The organism is Rhodovulum viride (assembly GCF_003265965.1).
GTDB lineage: Bacteria > Pseudomonadota > Alphaproteobacteria > Rhodobacterales > Rhodobacteraceae > Rhodovulum > Rhodovulum kholense.
In genome coordinates this window covers 13,381-32,691 of sequence record NZ_MUAV01000026.1, presented here as the reverse complement: position 1 = coordinate 32,691, position 19,311 = coordinate 13,381, and the positions used below count along the sequence as shown (strand labels likewise).

Below are 19,311 nucleotides of genomic sequence, written 5' to 3'. Positions count from 1 at the left end.
CGAAGGGCTCCGCAGGGCAAAGAGGAATTTCGCACGCCGGAGGATTCGATGGCGAGTTTCGTTTCAAGAGTGTTTGGAAGCATCGCGCTCAAGGTCGCGACCGGCTTCCTCGCCATGGGCGCCATGACGGGCGGCGCCATCGCGATCAGCCTGATGGTGTTCGCCGCGATGTCGGGTGCGCTCGACCGTCTGCTGGGCGAACAGCTGCCCGGCATCAAGGACAGCGTCTCGGTGATCGAGCATACCGGCGAGATCCGCGGCGCGCTGACCGGCATGCTGCTGGCCAGCAGCCCCGCCGCCGTGGACGTTTCCTTCACCGACCTGAAGGCGCGCGAGGAAGAGCTTGGCCGTTCGATCGACAACCTTTCACCCGAGGTCGCGCGCGATCTGCGCCCGATGCTGAGCAGTCTCGACGCGGCCGCGCGCGAAATGCGCGAGTCGCTGGGGCTTCGCTTCGACAGCCGCGACCGCATGACAGGTCAGGTGGTCAGCTTTACACGCCTGGCCGAAGAGACCCGCGCGCGGCTCTTTCAGCTCAGCGACGACGCGGCCTATGACATGACCCTCGCGGGCCAGCAGACCGGCGAAACCGTCAGCTCGACCCTCGATCACCTGGTCGGCACCGATTTCGTCGCGGCAACGCTGATTCTGAAGGTCCGGGCCGAAATCAACCTCCTGGGCGGTCTGGCGCTGGCGATCTCGAAATCCGAGGATGCCGCCTATACCGCGATCATGCGCGACATGGCCGATACCAGCCTGAACGCCCTCGATGTGGCGCTCGGCCGCCTGGCCGAGATGCAGACGGTCGAGGACTACCTGCCCGCGCTGGTCGAGACCCGCGACTCTTTCGAAAAGCTCGCCCGGCGCGGCTTCCGCCTGCGCAAGGGGTTGAACGAGCTGGTCCTGGAACAGCGCGAGACCAGCGAAAAGGCCCTGAGCGGCGCGATGGACGACCTGACCTTCGACCTGATGACCGGCGCGCGCGACGCAGCCCAGTTCAACGGCGAGGCGATCGAGCGGCTTCTGACCAACGAGGTGCAGCAGATCCGCGACACCGCCGATATCGGTCTCTCGGTCGAGAAACTGATCGCGACCGCCTTTCTTGGGGCCACCGCCAGGGATGCGGACGAGGCGGCAAAGATCCAGGACACGCTCGACGGGCTTGTCGCCGAACTCGAGGCGGTGGTCGCCCGCAGCTACGTGCCCGACGACCTGCAAGAGCTGATCGCCCGGATCTCGGGCGAAACATCGGCCGAAACCGGCATCGTGGCCACCCGGTTGGCGCTTCTCGATGCCCAGGACCAGGCCGAGGACCGGTCGCTGATCGCCAATGACCGGCTCGGCGAGATCGCGGCGGCCGTCCGGGTCACCAGCGAAGAGGCCATTGCCACTGCCCATCAGGCGGGGGATGCCATCCTGCTTCAGGCGGGCGAGGCACGCGACCGGCTGATGATGCTGGCAATTGCCAGCGGCGTGGTTGCGGTGCTGGCCATCGTGCTGTCCTGGGCGCTGATCGTCTGGCCGATCGGTCGGCTGACCGGCCTCACCGACCGTCTGGCCCGGGGCGAGATGGTCGAGATCCCGGGCTTCCGGCTCTTCGGTGGCGAAGTCGCGCGGCTGGCCGGGGCGCTTCTGGTCTTCCGCGACAACCTCGCCGAACGGGAACGGCTGCGCGCCCACGAACGCGAGGCCGAGGCCGAGGAACGGCGCCGCGCCGACGAACAAAGGGCCATGGTCTCGGAGCTGGCCGGCGGCTTGCAGGCCTTGGCGGCGGGCGATCTCACGCACACCCTCTCGACCCCCTTCCCTCCCGACTACGAGGCATTGCGGGCCGATTTCAACGCGACCCTCGCCACACTCAACGACATGATGGCGACGATCGCGCTGAACGCGACGGCGATCCGGTCGCGGGCGGCCGAGATGGGCGCCTCGTCGGACGACCTGTCGCGCCGGACCGAGAATCAGGCCGCCACGCTGGAAGAAACCGCGGCGGCGCTCGACCAGCTGACCGCCAGCGTGCGCGCGGCCGCCGAAGGCGCGGCCGAGGTCGACCGCGTGGTCAAGGCGGCCCACGACCAGGCCGAGCAAAGCAACGCGGTGGTCGTCGAGGCGGTGGCGGCGATGACCGGCATCAAGGATTCTTCGGATTCGATTTCCCAGATCATCGGCGTGATCGACGACATCGCGTTCCAGACCAATCTTCTGGCCCTGAACGCGGGCGTCGAGGCGGCGCGCGCGGGCGAGGCGGGCCGGGGCTTTGCGGTCGTGGCCTCCGAGGTGCGGGCACTGGCCCAGCGGTCGTCGGATGCGGCCAAGGAGATCAAGGGTTTGATCGCGGCAAGTACCGACCATGTCGCGTCCGGCGTGACGCTGGTGAACCGCACCGGCGAGGTGCTGACCGACATGGCGGCGCGGATTGGCAATATCGCCGAACTGGTCGACGCCATCGCCACGGGCGCGCGTGAACAGTCTGTCGGCATTGCCGAGATCAACGCGGGCACCGCGCAGCTCGATCAGGTGACCCAGCAGAACGCCGCCATGGTCGAGGAAGCGACCGCCGCCAGCATGCAATTGCGCGAAGAGGCGACCACCATGGCCGACCTCGTGGCAAGGTTCCGGCTGGACGAGGGCGGCGCGTCGCTTCCACCGCCGGCCAATGCCGAAGCGGATTGGACCAGCGGTCCCACAATCGAGGCCCCGCGCCGCGCGGCGGCCGGAACCGGCTGGACCGATTTCTGACCCCTTTCGGGCCGCCATTCCAACCGGCGGCCCGCAGGCCCTTTGTCGGCCACATGAGCCCCGGTCATCCCGGGCTTCAGCCGCCGGCGGTGGCCCGCACCCCGCGCCCTTCGCAACCCCGGGTTCGGCTTCCGCGGCGCAGGAGCCCCGAGCGGCTCTCTCGCCCAGCAGGTCTTTGTTCAGCCCCGCACCCCCGCGCCTCCGACCGACGACTGCGGAAAAGCCCGGACGGACGGAGCGCGGGCTCCGCCCCCCACGTGCCCGACGCCCTTTCGGGCAGGTGAGGCACCGCAAGGATCGGACCGACGGACTGCCCAGGAAGAGGACGAACCGCGAGCTGCCTCAGTTAGACCGGATCGCCGCCTCGAACTCGCGCCACTCGCCCTTCGACATGCCCGAGTTTTCCTGCGTCACCGTCTCGCCCTTCAGCATGCGACGGACGCAGTCCATGGCCGGGGCCGACAGGGTGACGCCGCCCATGCGGTAATCCTCGAAGGCCTTGAACGCCAGGGGCACCCAGTCGGCCACGATCTCGCACATGGTCTGGGCATAGACCCGGATTTCATATTGCGCATGGCTGTCGGCGCGAAGCCGCAGGAAATGGAACAGGTTGTGCAGGTCGCATTTCCAGTACCATTGGGTATAGATGTTCGCAGGCAGGTTCATGCGCGCCAGCTCGCGGGCCAGCCCCTTCTGGCCGTCCTGGCTCAGCATCGCTTCGTAATTGTCGTAGCTGCGTGCCGAATCCGCCTTCAGGATTTCCAGCACCCGCGCCGCCTCTTCGCCCTCCAGCACCTCGCCCCGGCCCTGGTGGTTGACCGTCGACTGGGCTGCCAGCGCATCGGGCGCAGGAATGTAGAATTCGCGGTCGAGGATCGAGTAGCGCGCGGAATATTCGTTCACATTGGCCGTGCGATGCCGGATCCATTGCCGGGCAACGAAGACCGGCAGCTTGACGTGGAATTTCACTTCGCACATCTCGAAGGGCGTCGAATGCCAGTGCCGCATCAGGTAGCGGATCAGGCCTTCGTCATTGCTGACCGCCTTGGTGCCCCGGCCATAGCTGACCCGGGCGGCCTGACAGATCGCGGCATCGTCGCCCATGTAGTCGATCACCCGCACGAAGCCGTGATCGAGCACCGGATGCAGGGTGTAAAGACGCTCTTCCATGCCGCGCGCCACAACACGGCGGGTGGGCGCGGTCTCGGCGCGCTGCGCCTCGATCTCGGCAAGCTGGTCCTCGGTGACGGGCATCAAGCGTCCTTTCCGGCAGAAGGTGAGTCGGACCAGACTATATCTATGGAGGCCGAACTACAAAACCGCGACATGCGGTAGGCGGCCTGATCCCGTCAGCGATGCTTTCCTGCAACGCCCCGAAGGCGACAGCACTGCCCCCGCGGCTGCCTCAGGTTTGGCCTGTATGCAAAATGCAGACAGTGAAAGCCCTTTTCATAGGGTAATCCCTGACGAACCCGGCACCTATCTTGACGGTAGCCCCGGCGGTCCGGTGCCGCCGGTCAGAAGACAGCATGACCGATCCCTTCCGCCTGTCCCGCGCCGGTCGCCCGGGTCCCCAAGGTTTGCGGGACACGGTCCCGGCGCCCCGGCCCGGGCACCGGTCGTCGCCGCCAGATCAAGGAAAGGACTTCAGCATGGCACTTGTCGCTCTTGTCGGGGCGTCCGGAAACGCGGGCGCGGAAATTCTCAAGGAACTGTCGGCCCGGGGCCATCGGGTGACCGCCATCGCGCGCAATCCCGAGCGGATCGCGGCGCTCCCCGGCGTCACCGCCGAGGCAGCCGACCTGCATGATCGGGACCGGATCGTCGGGCTTCTGTCGGGCCATGACGCGGTGATTTCGGCGGTGCATTTCACCGCGACCGACCTGCCCGCGCTGCTGGCGGCGGTCCGGACCTCGGGGGTCAAACGCTATCTGGTGGTCGGCGGCGCCGGCAGCCTCGAGATCGCTCCGGGGCAACGGTTGATCGACACGCCCGATTTCCCCGAAGCCTACAAGGCCGAGGCCGCCCGGGGCGCCGATTATCTCGACATGCTGCGCAAGGCCGACGATCTCGACTGGACCTTCCTGTCGCCCTCGGCGCTATTCGTGCATGGCCCGCGGACCGGGACCTTCCGCCTTGGCAAGGACCGGCTTCTGACCGGCGCGGATGGCAGCCGCATCACCTTCGAGGATTACGCCATCGCGATGGTCGACGAGCTGGAACGGCCCGCGCATGTCCGCGAGCGCTTTACCGTCGGCTATTGACGGTCCCCCGGTCCCGCCCGTCACGGTACGGGGCCGGAGCCGAGACCCGCGAGATGGCGTTTCAGGACGGCCGCGAAGGCATCGACCTTTTCCAGCCGAAAGGCCGTGGGCAAGGTCAGCAGGTGCAGCGGATGCTCGACCGTCCCATGGCCGGGCAACAGCTCGACCAGCGCGCCCGAGGCCAGATGCGGCGCGAGAAAGATGTCGGGGGCCCGCATCACGCCCTCGCCCGCCAGGGCGGCCCGGATCGTCTGCGAGGCACTGTTGACGGCCAGCCGGCCCGAAACCGCGACGGTCAGCGGCCCGTCCGCGTCCTGAAATTGCCAGCGCCCCGCCGGATGCTCGTTCAGATCCAGAAGCGCCGCATGGCGTTCCAGATCGCGCGGATGCCGTGGCCAGCCGGCCCGGGCCAGATAGGCCGGGCTGGCCGCCACGCAAAGCCGTGTCGTGCAGATCCGCCGCATCTTCAGGCTGGAATCCTGTGGAATGCCGATCCGCACCGCCAGATCGAACCCGCCGGCGGCCAGATCGGCCAGCGCGTCCGACAGGTGCAGTTCGACCTGCATTGCCGGGTGTTCGTCCAGAAAGCTACGCACCGCATCTGCCACGACCAGCTCGCCCATCGTGGTGCCGCAGGTCAGCCGAAGCCGCCCCGACAGCCCGTCGGCCGGATCGCGCAACGCGCTGTCGGCCTCTTCCAGCGCGGCCAGGACCTTGCGGGCATGGGGCAGCCATTTCGCACCCTCATGGGTCAGCGAAACCGCACGCGTGGTCCGGTAGAAAAGCACGTGCCCCAACCGCTCTTCAAGCGCGGCCACGTATTTGCTGGCCACCTTGTTGGTGATGCCCAGCTGTTCTCCGGCCTGCGTAAAGGACCCGCTTTCGGCCACGGCCACGAAGGTGCGGATTCCGTCGACCAGATCCATGATTTTTACCCTCAAAATGGCGATAGTGTTCCCCGATTTCATACCATTCCGGCGACACTCACAAGGCGCTATCTCGGGGTCATCACACAACGCCGCATCTGACGGCACCGCAATGGGACACAGATCATGACCGCTTTCCTTCAAGACCTCGGCTTCGGCTCTGCCACCGCCATCGATGTCGCCGCCCTGCTGCTTCGCGTCGCTCTGGGCACACTGTTTCTCGCCCATGCCTGGCTGAAGATCTTCGTCTTCAAACCGGCGGGCGCGGCGGGCTTCTTCCGCTCGCTGGGCCTGCCTGGCGCCCTTGCCTATCTGACCATGGCCGCCGAGATCCTGGGGGGACTCGCGCTGATCGTCGGGCTCTGGACCAGCCTCGTCTCGATCCTGCTGATCCCGGTGATCGCCGGTGCCGGCTGGTTCGCCCACCGTGCCAACGGCTTCTGGTTCAACAACCAGAATGGCGGCTGGGAATACCCGGCCTTCTGGACCCTGACCCTGCTGGTGCAGGCCCTGCTGGGCAGCGGCGCCCTCGCCCTGACCGCGGTCTGACCCCCGCGCGGCCCGGATCGCCGGGCCGCCCCCTCCCTCTCGCATTCGAGAAAGGCTCTCGCCATGACCACCGACACCGTTTCCGTAACCGCTTCCGAGATTGCCCCCGTCGCCATCGACCGCGTCGCCCTGACCGTCCGCGACATCGACCTGATCGGCGACTTCTACCAGCGCATCCTGGGGCTCGACCGCCTTTCCGGCTCGGGCGAAGAGCTGATCCTCGGCCAGGACGGCCGCGCGCTGATCGAGCTGCGCCGCGACACCGCCGCCCGCCCCTACCCCCATGCCGCGGGCCTGTTCCACACCGCCTTCCTGCTGCCCCACCGCGACGATCTGGGCCGCTGGCTGCGCCACGCCCATGCGCAGAAGGTCCGGATGTCGGGGGCCTCGGATCACCTGGTCAGCGAGGCGCTTTACCTCCGCGACCCCGAGGGTAACGGGATCGAGATCTATGCCGACCGGCCGCGCGCGACCTGGCTGCATGACGGCGACCACGTGGTGATGGAGACCCTGCCGCTCGATCTGGCCAGCCTCCGCCGCGCCGAGGGCGACTGGACCGGGGCGCCAGAGGGCACGGTGATCGGCCATGTGCATCTGCAGGTGGGCGCCATCCCCGAGGCCCGCGCCTTCTATGCCGGAGAGCTGGGCTTCGACATCACCGCCGAGATCCCGCAGGCCAGCTTCTTCTCGACCGGCGGCTATCACCACCACCTGGCGACCAATACCTGGAACAGCGCGGGAGCCGGGACGCGGCCCAAGGGGGCGACCGGGCTGGCCGAACTGGTGCTGGCCGCAACCGACCCCGCCGCGCTCCGCACCGGGCGTTCGGTCGACGACCCCTGGGGCAACCGCATCCGCGTGGCCTGAGGATCGCCCGCAAAACCCAAGGCGCCCGGTCGGCCCTTCAGCCCGCCAAACCGAAAGGCCGGTCCCCGGCCGCACCGCCCCGGTCGCAGCAAGACCGGGGCGGTGGCGTTTCGCCGGGGCGACGGCGCCAGGCGACGCAAGGGAAAGGCCTGCCCCTCGCCGCCGCGCCGATCCGTCCTAGATGGCAGCCCACAAGACGGAGAGACGCATGAAAGTTCGCTACCTGCACACCATGGTCCGCGTGAAGGACCTCGACGCCTCGATGGCCTTCTACCAGCTGCTCGGCCTGACCGAGACCCGGCGGATCGAGAACGACAAGGGCCGCTTTACCCTCGTTTTCCTGGCGCCCCCCGGACAGGAGGAGTGCCCGGTCGAGCTGACCTACAACTGGGACGGCGACGACGGCCTGCCGTCGGACAGCCGTCATTTCGGCCATCTCGCCTACGGGGTCGAGAATATCTACGACATGTGCGACAGCCTGATGAAAGCGGGCGTCACCATCAACCGCCCGCCCCGCGACGGGCACATGGCCTTCGTGCGCAGCCCCGACAACATCTCGGTCGAGCTGTTGCAGATCGGCGAGTCGCTGCCCCCGGCCGAGCCCTGGGCCAGCATGCCCAATACGGGGCATTGGTAAGGCTCGCCGCCCTTCTGGCGCTTGCGCCGATCCAGGCAGAGGCCGGCTGCCGGCTGGCCCTGCTGCTGGCTCTGGACATTTCGTCTTCGGTCGATCCGGGCGAGGACGCGCTGCAGCGGGCCGGGCTGGCCGCCGCGCTGAAGTCCTCCGAGGTCCAGGCCGAAATCCTGTCGGTGCCCGACCGCCCGGTGGCGCTGGCGGTCTACGAATGGAGCGGGCGCTATCAGCAACGCGTGGTGGTGCCTTGGCGCCTGCTGGACAGTTCCTCGGCCATTCTGGGCGCGGCCGAGGCCATTGCCGGGTCGCGCCGGTCCTATGCCGCCTTCCCGACCGCGATGGGCTTTGGCCTTGCTTTCGGGGCCAGGCTGTTCGACAGTGCGCCCGACTGCACCGAACGCACGCTCGACATGTCGGGCGACGGCATCAACAATGACGGTTTCGGCCCCGCGCTGGCCTATGCCAGCTTTCCCTTCGGCGACATCACCGTGAACGGGCTGGCCATCGGCGGCGGCAGCCCGAACGATGCCGAGGTGTTCGACTTTTACCGCGACCGGGTGATCCGCGGGCCCGGCGCCTTCGTCGAGACCGCCCGCGACTTTTCCGATTTCGAACGCGCGATCCGGCGCAAGCTGATGCGCGAGGTCGCCGCGCGGGTCTATGGCGGGCGCCTCGCCCTTCCCCGGGACGGGGGCTGAGCGATGCGGGCGGGACCGGGGCTGTGTCGGGTCTTGGTCGCGCTGGCGGGGAGTGCGCATGCCCCCGCATCGGCCGGTGCCGCCGAGTGCCGCCAGGCGCTGGCGATCGGGCTTGACGTCTCGGGGTCAGTCGATGCCGAGGAATACCGCCTGCAGCGCGACGGGCTGGCCGCGGCACTGATCCATCCCGACGTGCAGGCCGCCTTCCTGCAGATCCCCTCGGCACCGGTGGCGCTGGCGATCTATGAATGGAGCGGGACGCTGGACCAGCGGCTGATCCTGCCCTGGACGGTCATCGACAGCCCCGCCGCGCTGGCAGAGGCCTCGGCCACTCTGAGGCGCGCGGGCCGCAGATCGGCCGCGCGGACCACGGCGATCGGCACGGCGCTGAGCTGGGGTGCCGCACTGCTGGCCGACCGGGACCAGTGCTGGCAGGCCACGCTCGATCTGACCGGCGACGGAAGCTCGAACGAGGGGCCGCGCCCGGCTGCGGTCGAGATCGGCGAGGTCACGGTGAATGCGCTGGCCATCGGGATAGGATCGTCTTTGCGGCTGGATCAGGCCGAAACCGAGCTCGATGAGCTGGTCGCCTATTTCGAGGCCGAGGTGATCCGCGGCCCCGGCGCCTTTGTCGAGGTCGCCAGCGGCTTTTCCGACTTCGAGGCCGCGATGGAGCGCAAGCTGTTGCGCGAGTTGCAGACCATGGCCGTCGGACAGGCGCCGTCGGGGCCGGGACCGGCCCCGCGGCGGGCTCAGTAGATGTACCGGATCTGGTCCGACCAGTAGCGTTCCATCCGTTTCAGCGCGGCGGTGATCTCGCGCAGGCCGTCATCGTCGACGACGTGGCGGGCGACCAGCCCCTCGGCATGGCGGGCAAAGAGCCCGCCCACGACTTCGCGGATTTCGCGGCCCTTGGGGGTCAGGCGGACACGCACGGCGCGGCGGTCGATCTCGCAGCGCTGATGGTGCATGTAGCCTTTCTCGACCAGCTTCTTCAGATTGTAGGACACGTTCGAGCCCTGATAGTAGCCGCGGGATTTCAGTTCGCCCGCGGTCACCTCGTTTTCGCCGATGTTGAACAGCAGAAGGGCCTGGACCGAGTTCAGCTCGAGAACGCCGAGGCGTTCGAACTCGTCCTTGATCACGTCCAGCAGCAGCCGGTGCAGCCGCTCGACCAGGGAAAGCGCCTCGAGATAGTCGGTCATGACTTCCCGATGATCGCCCTCCGGGATGGGGGAATGGATGCTCATGTCTGTCTCCGCCGTTCGCAGTGCCCGGACAGGAATATGAAATGAGTCGCGAATATTCGGTTAAAACGCGGAAAAGGCAGGAATTCCCTACCCGTTCACGGGACGTTCCACGAGCCGCGCGATCAGCGGCGCGAATTGGTCCGGCGCCGCGACCTGCCCTGTAACCCATTGATAAAGCGCGTGATCATCTTGCGCCAGCAGCGCATCGAAGGCCTCCAGCGCGGGGCTATCCATGGTCGCGAGATGGGCGTCGGCATAACGGCCGAGGATCAGGTCCATCTCCTTGGTGCCCCGCCGCCAGGCGCGGATATGCATCCGCTTGCGGCGGGATTCGGTCGACTCGGTCATCTCAGCCATGCTCCTTCAATGCGTGCCGGAGCCGCTTTTCGAGCACCCCGAGCCGGTTCGCAAGCCGCGCCATGTCGGCCCGGACCGCCCGGATCTCGCCCAGGATGCTGCGCACGTCGCCCGGGATGACGGCCTCGTCTCCGGGTCCGTCCAGCCCGTCGCCATGCCCGTTCAGCAGCCACATGATCGACACGTTCAGAACGCCGGCCAGCATCTGCAGCTTGTTCGAGCGCGGCTCGGAGACGTCGTCCTCCCAGCCGCGCACGGTCTCGAGCTTGACGCCCAGCCGCTTGGCCAGTTCGGTCTGGGTCATGCCCAGCGCCTCGCGGGCGGCGACCACGCGGTCGCCGAAGGTCGCGGCATCCTCGGAATACCAGTCGGTGGCGTCTTTTTCGGAAGTGTCCATCGGTGCAAGCTCCTTTCGGCAAAGCCGCTTGAACGGTGTCCTAAGGCACCCTATGAGAAAGCGACCCCAACTTCAAACCGGAGACGACCATGTCCTTCCTGTCTGCGACACTCGCGCGTGTGAAACCCTCGCCGACCATCGCGGTAAGCACCAAGGCGCGGGAACTCAAGGCCGCGGGCAAGGACGTCATCGGTCTTGGCGCGGGCGAGCCCGATTTCGACACGCCGCAGAACATCAAGGACGCGGCCAAGGCCGCCATCGACCGCGGCGAGACGAAATACACCGCCGTCGACGGCCTGCCCGAGCTGAAAAAGGCGATCTGCGCCAAGTTCAAGCGCGACAACGGCCTCGATTACGAACCGGCGCAGGTCAGCGTCGGCGCGGGCGGCAAGCAGATCCTTTACAACGCCCTGATGGCGACGCTGAACCCCGGCGACGAGGTCATCATCCCCGCGCCCTACTGGGTCAGCTATCCCGACATGGTGCTGCTGGCGGGCGGCGAGCCGGTCTTCGTCGAGGGCCGGATGGAAGACGGCTTCCGGATCACGCCCGAGGCTCTGGAAGCGGCGATCACGCCCAAGACCAAGTGGTTCATCTTCAACTCGCCCTCGAACCCGACCGGCGCGGGGTACACGCGCGCGCAGCTGAAGGCGCTGACCGACGTGCTGATGAAGCATCCGCATGTGCACATCATGTCGGACGACATGTATGAAAAGCTGACCTATGGCGATTTCGAGTTCTGCACCCCCGCCGAGGTCGAGCCCGGGCTTTACGACCGCACGCTGACCTGCAACGGCGTGTCCAAGGCCTATGCGATGACCGGCTGGCGGATCGGCTATGCCGCGGGCCCCGCCCCCCTGATCAAGGCGATGGGCAAGATCCAGTCGCAATCGACCTCGAACCCGTCCTCGATCGCGCAATGGGCGGCGCTTGAGGCGCTGAACGGGCCGCAGGATTTCATCTCCGAAAACAACGCGGTGTTCCAGCGCCGCCGGGACATGGTGGTCGAGATGCTGAACCAGGCCGAGGGCATCGACTGCCCGGTGCCCGAAGGGGCGTTCTACGTCTACCCGTCGATCGCGGGCTGCATCGGCAAGACCACGCCCGCCGGTGTGAAGATCGAGAATGACGAGGTCTTCGCGACCGCGCTTCTGGAAGAAAAGGGCGTGGCCGTCGTCTTCGGCGCGGCCTTCGGTCTGTCGCCCAACTTCCGCGTCAGCTACGCGACCTCGGACGAGGCGCTGAAAGAGGCCTGCACCCGGATCCAGGACTTCTGCGCCAGCCTGAGCTGAACAGCCGCCCGCTGCCCTTCCGGGGCGGCGGGCCTTCGCCTCAGCGGGCGGGCACCCAGTCCCGCGACCAGAAGCGGGTCATCATCAGCACACCCGCCAGCGCCAGCCCCGAGGCGAGCCCGAGCCAGATGCCGATGCCGCCCCAGCCGAGCCCGAACCCGAGCCCGTAGCTGACCGGCATGCCGACCAGCCAGTAGCTGATCCCCGCCATCACCATCGGCACCCGCGTGTCCTGCACCCCGCGCAGGAGGCCCAGCGCCATCACCTGCGCCGCATCGACCAGCTGGAACAGCGCGGCCGCCGCCAGAAGCCCGGTGCCGACCGCCAGCACCGCCGCCCGGTCGGGCGAGGCCGGGTCGAGGAAGAACCCCACCAGCACCTCGGGCCAGGCGAGGAAGGCCACCACGGAGAGTGCCACCGCGACGGCCGACACCCCGAGGGCCGCCACCGCGCCGCGGTACAGCCCGGTCCGATCCCCCCGCCCCAGCGCCGCACCCGCCCGGATCGTCGCCGCGTTCGACAGCCCCAGATGAACCATGAAGATCGCCGAAGAGATCTGCACGGCAATCCCGTGCGCGGCCAGCGCGACCTCGCCGATCCAGCCCATCATCACCGAGGAGGCGACGAAGAGCCCGACCTCGGCGAGGCTCGTCAGCCCGATGGGCCAGCCCAGCCGGAAGACGCGCCAGAACGCCTCCCAGTCGGGGCGCCAGATCCGGCGAAACAGCTCGTGTTCCGGCGTAGCCCAAAGCGCATAAAGCACCACCGCCGCCATCGACACGACGTTCACGATCAGAGAGGACAGTGCCGCGCCTTGCAGACCCAGCTCGGGCAGGCCGAAATGGCCGAAGATCAGCAGGTAGTTCCCGACCGCGTTGACCGCCACCGCGCCCAGCGTGATCCACAGCACCACGCGGGCGCGTTCCAGCGCCGAGAGATAGCTTTTCAGCACCATCACCACCAGCGCGGGCAAAAGACCCGGCCCGGCGATGGCCAGATAGTCCTGCGCCATCGCCGACAGATCGGCGGTCTGGCCCAGCGCGAGGAAAAGCCGTTCCGAAACGAAGAAGACCGGCAGGCTCAGCAGCCCGACGCCAAGGCAGATCCACAGCGCCATCCGGGTCACGCGCCGCACCTGGGTTTCGTCGCCCGCCGCCGCGGCAGTGGCGATCATCGGCATCACCGCCCAGGCAAAGCCCGAGATCACGATGAACAGCACGAAGAACAACGAGGTTGCCAGCACCTCGGCCGCCAGCGCGCCCACGTCGTACCAGCCCAGCATGACCGCATCGGTCAGCGAGATGCCGAATTGCGCGAGGTGGCTGCCGACAAGCGGCAGCCCAAGCACGAGGGTCGCGCGCAGATGCGCGGACAGGGGAAGGGGCAGAACGGAGGCCATCCCCGGGGCATATCGCCGCCCCGCGAGCCCGGCAAGAGGCCCCGCCGGACCGCCCGGTTTCAGCCCTCCGGGCGCGGCTTTCGGGCAACCATCTCGACCAGCGCCGAGCGGCCGGAATGGCCCCGCCCCTCGGCAAGATCGGTGTCGTAATCGCGCAGCAGCAGGATCTCGAACCCGGCGAAGCGGTCGTGCAGGAGAGGCTCTGTATACATCTTCTCCGGATCGCCGGGCCCGCCGGTGCCATAGCCCACCTGCCGCGGTGCATAGCCCTGCAACAAAACCAGCCCGCCCGGCCTCAGCGTCTGGCGCATCCCCGCGAAGATCCGGTCCTGGGCTGCGCGGTCGCCGAACTGGATGAAGATGCCCAGAACCGCGTCGAAAGCCTCGGGCGCCCAGTCCCAGCGGTCGATATCGGCCTCGCGCAGGTCGAGCGTCACGCCGCGCGCTTCGGCCAGCCGCCGCGCCTTCGCCAGCGCGTTGGGCGCGGCCTCGACCGCAGTCACCTTGTGCCCCTGCCCGGCCAGCCAGACCGCGTTCCGCCCCTCGCCCTCGGCGACCGACAGCACCTCGGCGCCGGGCGGCAGCCGGGCGGCCTCGTGCCTCAGCAGGGCCGAAGGCTCGGTCCCGAACAGATAGTCTTCTCCGGCGTAACGGTCGTTCCACATGGGCCAGTCTCCCTGCCCGCCCATATGGCGCGCCGTGCGGGGCGGGCAAGGCGGGAGGGATCAGTCCTCGCGCCCCTTGCGCAGGTCGGGATGCAGCGAGGTGCCGAGGATATGTTCGGCCTTGTGGATCACATGTTCGGCCCGGCCGACGATCAGCGGATCGGGCGCATGAGCGACCTTGGGGTTCTTGCCGGGATAGTCGAGCCCGTGCAGGAAGTGGCGCATGCAGTTCAGCCGCGCGCGCTTCTTGTCGTTCGACTTGATGATCGTCCAGGGCGCGTCGGCGGTGTCGGTATAGAAGAACATCGCCTCCTTGGCCTCGGTATAATCGTCCCATTTGTCGAGGCTGGCCTTGTCGATGGGCGACAGCTTCCAGCGTTTCAGCGGGTCGGTCTGGCGCGCGCGGAACCGCCGCCGCTGTTCTTCCTGGGTCACCGAGAACCAGTATTTGTAAAGCCGCACCCCCGAGCGCACGAACATCCGTTCAAGCTCGGGCGACTGGCGCATGAATTCGAGATACTCGTTCGGGGTGCAGAAGCCCATCACCCGCTCGACCCCCGCCCGGTTGTACCAGGACCGGTCGTAGAACACCATCTCGCCCGCGGTCGGCAACTCGCGCACATAGCGCTGAAAGAACCACTGGCCCTTTTCTTCCTCGGTGGGCTTGTTCAGCGCCACGACCCGGGCGGCCCGCGGATTGAGATGTTCCATGAACCGCTTGATCGTGCCGCCCTTGCCGGCGGCATCGCGACCCTCGAACAGGATCACGAATTTCTGGCCGGTCTCCTGCGCCCAGAGCTGCACTTTCAGCAACTCGGCCTGCAGCTTGGCCTTCTGCGCCTCGTAGCTGCGGCGCGACATCTTCGTGCGATAGGGATATTCGCCGGATTCGAAGGCATGCGCGATATTGGCCGCCGTGGCGACCGGCGGTGCGGCCTTCGGGGTGGATTTGCGCGGGACCGACGCCGGGGCGGCAGGCTCTGCGACGGTCGGCAGGGGCGCCTGACCCGTCTCGTTCTCCTCCGTCTTGGGCAACGTCGCAGAAGACTGCGCCGCCGGCGGGCTGAGCTGATCCATGCACGACTCCTTCCCGGGGAACTGGAACCAGTCTAACCCGAAACGGTCGGCTCCGGTTTGAGAAATTTCAAAAAACGGTTACAAAACCCTGACCCCGCGCGATAGATGGCCCGCAATCGAAGAAGGTGCCCTGTTTCGAGCCGGTTTGTTGCGCGAGACCGGCTGTCTTTCGGGGCAGCGCGGCAAGGACAGGCCGCCCTTTCCCCCGCCCCCCAAACCTGCGATGATGCGCGCGCACATCCACAAGATAGAGCGAAGAATGCCTGACGATCTGCTCTCCGGCGCCAGCCGGGACACCTATGATGCCTCCTCGATCGAGGTGCTGGAGGGTCTCGAGCCCGTCCGCAAGCGCCCCGGCATGTATATCGGCGGCACAGACGAGCGGGCGTTGCACCATCTGGTGGCCGAGGTGCTGGACAATGCCATGGACGAGGCGGTCGCGGGCCATGCCACCCGGATCGAGGTCGAGCTGCATGTCGATCATTCGGTGACGATCCGCGACAACGGCCGCGGCATCCCGGTCGACCCGCATCCGAAATTTCCCGGAAAGTCGGCGCTTGAGGTGATCCTCTGTACGCTGCATGCGGGCGGCAAGTTCTCGGGCAAGGCCTACGAGACCTCGGGCGGGCTGCATGGCGTGGGTGTGTCGGTCGTCAACGCGCTGTCGGACCGGCTTCGGGTCGAGGTGGCGCGCAACCGCGAGCTGTTCGCGCAGGATTTCTCGCGCGGGGTGCCGCTTGGTCCGGTCGAGAAGCTGGGCGCCACCGCGAACCGCCGCGGCACCACGGTCACCTTCCATGCCGACGAGCAGATCTTCGGCCATCACCGCTTCCGCCCGGCACGAATGCTGAAGATGGTCCGCTCGAAAGCCTATCTGTTCTCGGGCGTCGAGATCCGCTGGAAGACCGCCATTCCCGACGGCGACACGCCGATGGAGGCGGTGTTTCACTTCCCCGGCGGGCTGGCAGACTACCTCAGCGAGACCCTCGAAGGCGCCTCGACCTATGCCGACCGCCCGTTCGCGGGCAAGGTCGGCTTTCAGGAAAAGTTCGGCCAGCCCGGCTCGGTCGAATGGGCGGTGAACTGGACGCCCTCGCGCGACGGCTTCATCCAGTCCTATTGCAATACCATCCCAACGCCCGAGGGCGGCACCCATGAGGCCGGCTTCTGGTCGGCGATCCTGAAGGGGCTGCGCGCCTATGGCGAGTTGGCCAACAACCGCAAGGCCGCCCAGATCACCCGCGACGACCTGATGACCGGCGGCTGTGCGATCGTCTCGACCTTCATCCGCGAGCCCGAATTCGTCGGCCAGACCAAGGACCGGCTTGCCACCACGGAGGCCCAGCGCATGGTCGAGGGCGCGGTGCGCGACCATTTCGACAACTGGCTGGCCTCGGACACCAAGGCCGCGGGGGCGATCCTCGATTTCCTCGTGCTGCGCGCCGAGGAACGGCTGCGCCGCCGGGCCGAGAAGGAGACCCAGCGCAAATCGGCCACCAAGCGGCTGCGCCTGCCCGGCAAGCTGGTCGATTGTTCGGCCACCAGCCGCGACGGCACCGAGTTGTTCATCGTCGAGGGCGACTCGGCCGGCGGGTCGGCCAAGATGGCGCGGGACCGCAAGACCCAGGCGCTGTTGCCGCTTCGGGGCAAGATCCTGAACGTGCTGGGCGCGGCCTCGTCCAAGCTGGGGTCCAACGCCGAGATCAACGACCTGACCCAGGCGCTGGGGACCGGGCTGGGGACGCGCTTCAACATCGACGATCTGCGCTATGACAAGATCATCATCATGACCGATGCCGATGTCGACGGCGCGCATATCGCGTCCCTGCTGATGACCTTCTTCTTCACCCAGATGCGCCCGCTGATCGACCAGGGGCATCTGTACCTCGCCTGCCCGCCGCTGTTCCGGCTGACCCAGGGCGCGCGACGGATCTACGCGCTTGACGAGGCCGAGAAAGAGATGTGGCTGGCCAAGGGGTTGGGCGGCAAAGGCAAGATCGACGTCAGCCGGTTCAAGGGGCTGGGCGAGATGGATGCCAAGGACCTGAAGGAAACCACGATGGACCCGGCTTCGCGCAAGCTGATCCGGGTGTCGATCGACGAGGACGAACCGGGCGAGACCGCCGATCTGGTCGAACGGCTGATGGGCAAGAAACCCGAGCTGCGGTTTCAGTATATCCAGGAGAATGCCCGTTTCGTCGATGAGGTCGATATCTAGCCCGGGCGGGCCGCAATACACGCGGTTTTAACCGCGCGGTGGTCATCTGGCGGCGACATCGCCAAAGGACAGAAACCGCCCATGTCGATCCATGCCAGACCCATTCCAAGCCGCGCCCGGGTGGGGGCGAAACCGCCGCGCGGAAGCGTATCGGCGGCGCTTGCGGCACTCGACCGCGCGCCGTCCGACCCGGCCGCGCTGCGCGCCTTCGTCGCGACGCTGGCCAAGGCGGACATGGAACGCGCCCGGTCCGCCCGGTTCGAGGCCGCGCTGGCCCGGGCGCTGGCCGAGCCCTCGGTCTGCAATCTGACCATCCAGAGCTTCGCTTCGGCCTATCTGGCCGGGCGTTTCATGGCGCTCGCAGCCAAGGCCGACGGAAAAGTCGACGTGCCGCCGGGTCTTCTGAACCTGACCATCGCCCATCTCTATCACCGGCTCAACGTCAGCCTCGCGCTGGAACCCTTCCTGATCGCGCTCCGCCGCGACCTGCTTGAGGCCGCGAGGGACGGCCGCGCGGTGTCGGCCCGGCAGATCGCGCTGGCCGAGGCGCTGGCCCGGCACAGCTTTACCTGCGAATACATCTGGATCGAGGCCGAGGCCGAAACCGAGGCGCTTGAAACGGTCCAGCGCCAGATCGAGACCGCCATTGCCGAGGGCGCGGACGTTCCGGCGCTGCCGCTTTTCGTGCTGGGCGCCTACCGGCCGCTCGACCGCATCCCCGCGCTGCGCGCCTGGGTCACGCTGCAGGCGGCGCAGGGGCTCGAGAGGCTCGACCCGACGCTGCGGCTGCTGGTCTTCGACCGGCTGCAGGAAGAGGCCCTGATCCCCCGGATCGAGACGCTGACCGCGATCGAGGATGCCACCTCGGCCGCCGTTCAGGCCCAATACGAGGAAAACCCCTATCCGCGCTGGCGCCACCTGGGCCGCCGCACGCCGGTCGATTTCAAGACCTATCTGACCAGAGAGCTTGCCATCCCACCCGCCCTGACCGCCTCTGCCCCCGCGCGGGCCCGGGTGCTGGTGGCGGGCTGCGGGACCGGCCAGCATCCCATCTCGCTGGCCCTGAGCCTGCTCGGCGGAGCGGTGCTGGCCATCGACCTCAGCCGGGCAAGCCTGGCTTATGCCTTGCGAGAGGCGCGGGCGCGCGGCGTCGAGAACCTGGGCTTCGCCCATGCCGACATCCTCAAGCTCGGCGGGCTCGAAGACGCCTTCGACCTGATCGAGGCGATGGGCGTGCTGCACCACATGCGCGACCCCGAGGCCGGCCTTGCGGTTCTGGTCAAGGCGCTCCGTCCCGGCGGGTTCCTGCGCCTCGGTCTTTACAGCCGCCCCGCCCGCCGGGCCGTGATCGCGATGCGCAGCCGCATCGCCACGGTCGGCTATCGTCCCGATCTTGACGGCATGCGGGCCTTTCGACGAGATTTCTTCCTCGACCGGCTTTATGCCGAAGCGCCCGAGCTTTGCAGCTTTCGCGACTTCTACGCGACATCGGAACTGCGCGACCTGATCTTTCACGTACAGGAACGCGATTACATCACCTCTGAACTGGCCGAGATGCTGGATCGGAACGGCCTGGAGTTCCTCGGCTTTTCCGGGCTCGACGCGGATGTCATGCGGCGCTATCGCGACGAGACGCCCGACGATCCCACCGGCACCGATCTTGCGGCCTGGGGCCGGTTCGAGGACCGCTACCCCGAGACGTTCCGGGGCATGTACCGGCTTTCTTGCCGCAAGGCCGCCCCCCTCCCCGCCCGCCCGACCTAGGCGCACCGCCCCCCGGGGCTTGGTTGTCGCGGGGCGCAAGAGAACTTGCCCCGCGGATGGGCGGCCGTCATCCCGACGCCAACGGAGAGCCACGCGCCACGGGGGCGAGCGCGGCCGGGCAGTGATCGCCCCGGCCCTGGCCACTCTGCCAGGCGCCGGCCCCTGCCCCGGCACGGCTTGGCGGCCTGATATCCCCAGCCGCGCCGGCCGGAGCG

General features: G+C 67.7%; 18 protein-coding genes. 10 read left to right on the top strand and 8 right to left on the bottom strand.

The features are described 5' to 3' along the window. The first annotated feature begins 69 nt into the window (after positions 1-69). Positions 70-2,739, top strand: coding sequence for a methyl-accepting chemotaxis protein (locus BYZ73_RS22840; RefSeq protein WP_245943210.1), 2,670 nt, complete (start codon positions 70-72; stop codon positions 2,737-2,739). Positions 2,740-3,081: 342 nt separating this feature from the next. On the opposite strand, the gene thyX is transcribed toward BYZ73_RS22840, so the two are convergent. Beyond that, positions 3,082-3,993 (bottom strand): FAD-dependent thymidylate synthase, encoded by a 912-nt coding sequence (gene thyX, locus BYZ73_RS17580; protein WP_112316996.1) that lies wholly within the window; start codon positions 3,991-3,993, stop codon positions 3,082-3,084. Between the two features lie 398 nt (positions 3,994-4,391). Here thyX and BYZ73_RS17575 point away from each other — a divergent pair, with 398 nt between their 5' ends. Continuing rightward, positions 4,392-5,003 (top strand): NAD(P)-dependent oxidoreductase, encoded by a 612-nt coding sequence (locus BYZ73_RS17575; protein ID WP_112316995.1) that lies wholly within the window; start codon positions 4,392-4,394, stop codon positions 5,001-5,003. Positions 5,004-5,023: 20 nt separating this feature from the next. On the opposite strand, the gene BYZ73_RS17570 is transcribed toward BYZ73_RS17575, so the two are convergent. Beyond that, on the bottom strand, positions 5,024-5,929 hold the full coding sequence (locus tag BYZ73_RS17570; protein ID WP_181498097.1) for a LysR family transcriptional regulator: 906 nt from the start codon (positions 5,927-5,929) through the stop codon (positions 5,024-5,026). 126 nt (positions 5,930-6,055) lie between these two features. Here BYZ73_RS17570 and BYZ73_RS17565 point away from each other — a divergent pair, with 126 nt between their 5' ends. The 5 genes from BYZ73_RS17565 (at position 6,056) to BYZ73_RS17545 (ending at position 9,436) form a co-directional block, all read left to right on the top strand. Next, positions 6,056-6,478 (top strand): DoxX family protein, encoded by a 423-nt coding sequence (locus BYZ73_RS17565; RefSeq protein ID WP_112317021.1) that lies wholly within the window; start codon positions 6,056-6,058, stop codon positions 6,476-6,478. Between the two features lie 63 nt (positions 6,479-6,541). Next, positions 6,542-7,345: a VOC family protein gene (locus BYZ73_RS17560; protein ID WP_112316991.1), complete on the top strand. Its 804-nt coding sequence runs from the start codon at positions 6,542-6,544 to the stop codon at positions 7,343-7,345. 208 nt (positions 7,346-7,553) lie between these two features. Beyond that, on the top strand, positions 7,554-7,982 hold the full coding sequence (locus BYZ73_RS17555; protein ID WP_112316989.1) for a VOC family protein: 429 nt from the start codon (positions 7,554-7,556) through the stop codon (positions 7,980-7,982). Further along, positions 7,976-8,677, top strand: coding sequence for a DUF1194 domain-containing protein (locus BYZ73_RS17550; protein ID WP_108028450.1), 702 nt, complete (start codon positions 7,976-7,978; stop codon positions 8,675-8,677). Before BYZ73_RS17555 ends, BYZ73_RS17550 begins: the two co-directional genes overlap by 7 nt. Positions 8,678-8,680: 3 nt before the next feature. Next, positions 8,681-9,436 carry a DUF1194 domain-containing protein gene (locus BYZ73_RS17545; RefSeq protein ID WP_112316987.1) on the top strand — a complete coding sequence of 252 codons (756 nt, stop codon included), beginning with the start codon at positions 8,681-8,683 and terminating at the stop codon, positions 9,434-9,436. On the opposite strand, the gene BYZ73_RS17540 is transcribed toward BYZ73_RS17545, so the two are convergent. The 3 genes from BYZ73_RS17540 to BYZ73_RS17530 all read right to left on the bottom strand — a co-directional run bounded on the left by BYZ73_RS17540 (position 9,430) and on the right by BYZ73_RS17530 (position 10,681). Next, positions 9,430-9,927, bottom strand: a complete 498-nt coding sequence (locus BYZ73_RS17540; RefSeq protein WP_108028448.1) for a MarR family winged helix-turn-helix transcriptional regulator — start codon at positions 9,925-9,927, stop codon at positions 9,430-9,432. The genes BYZ73_RS17545 and BYZ73_RS17540 overlap by 7 nt on opposite strands. Positions 9,928-10,014: 87 nt before the next feature. After that, on the bottom strand, positions 10,015-10,275 hold the full coding sequence (locus BYZ73_RS17535; protein WP_108028447.1) for an FAD assembly factor SdhE: 261 nt from the start codon (positions 10,273-10,275) through the stop codon (positions 10,015-10,017). Between the two features lies 1 nt (position 10,276). Then, complete coding sequence (locus BYZ73_RS17530; protein ID WP_108028446.1) at positions 10,277-10,681, bottom strand: helix-turn-helix domain-containing protein; 405 nt, start codon at positions 10,679-10,681, stop codon at positions 10,277-10,279. An 89-nt stretch (positions 10,682-10,770) separates the two neighbouring features. On the opposite strand from BYZ73_RS17530, the gene BYZ73_RS17525 reads away from it, so the two are divergent. Continuing rightward, entirely contained in the window at positions 10,771-11,973 is a 1,203-nt protein-coding gene (locus tag BYZ73_RS17525) for a pyridoxal phosphate-dependent aminotransferase (protein WP_112316985.1), read from the top strand. A 40-nt stretch (positions 11,974-12,013) separates the two neighbouring features. Here BYZ73_RS17525 and BYZ73_RS17520 read toward each other — a convergent pair whose 3' ends face one another. The 3 genes from BYZ73_RS17520 to ppk2 are packed head-to-tail and all read right to left on the bottom strand — an operon-like array spanning position 12,014 to position 15,114. Continuing rightward, entirely contained in the window at positions 12,014-13,372 is a 1,359-nt protein-coding gene (locus tag BYZ73_RS17520) for an MATE family efflux transporter (protein ID WP_108028444.1), read from the bottom strand. 59 nt (positions 13,373-13,431) lie between these two features. Further along, on the bottom strand, positions 13,432-14,037 hold the full coding sequence (locus tag BYZ73_RS17515; RefSeq protein WP_112316983.1) for an SAM-dependent methyltransferase: 606 nt from the start codon (positions 14,035-14,037) through the stop codon (positions 13,432-13,434). A 60-nt stretch (positions 14,038-14,097) separates the two neighbouring features. Continuing rightward, entirely contained in the window at positions 14,098-15,114 is a 1,017-nt protein-coding gene (gene ppk2, locus BYZ73_RS17510) for a polyphosphate kinase 2 (protein WP_112316981.1), read from the bottom strand. A gap of 259 nt (positions 15,115-15,373) precedes the next feature. Here ppk2 and parE point away from each other — a divergent pair, with 259 nt between their 5' ends. Beyond that, complete coding sequence (gene parE / locus BYZ73_RS17505) at positions 15,374-17,332, top strand: DNA topoisomerase IV subunit B (protein WP_112316980.1); 1,959 nt, start codon at positions 15,374-15,376, stop codon at positions 17,330-17,332. 81 nt (positions 17,333-17,413) lie between these two features. Beyond that, a complete protein-coding gene (locus BYZ73_RS17500) occupies positions 17,414-19,096 on the top strand; it encodes a class I SAM-dependent methyltransferase (RefSeq protein ID WP_112316978.1) in 1,683 nt (560 codons plus the stop codon). Positions 19,097-19,311 lie beyond the last annotated feature (215 nt).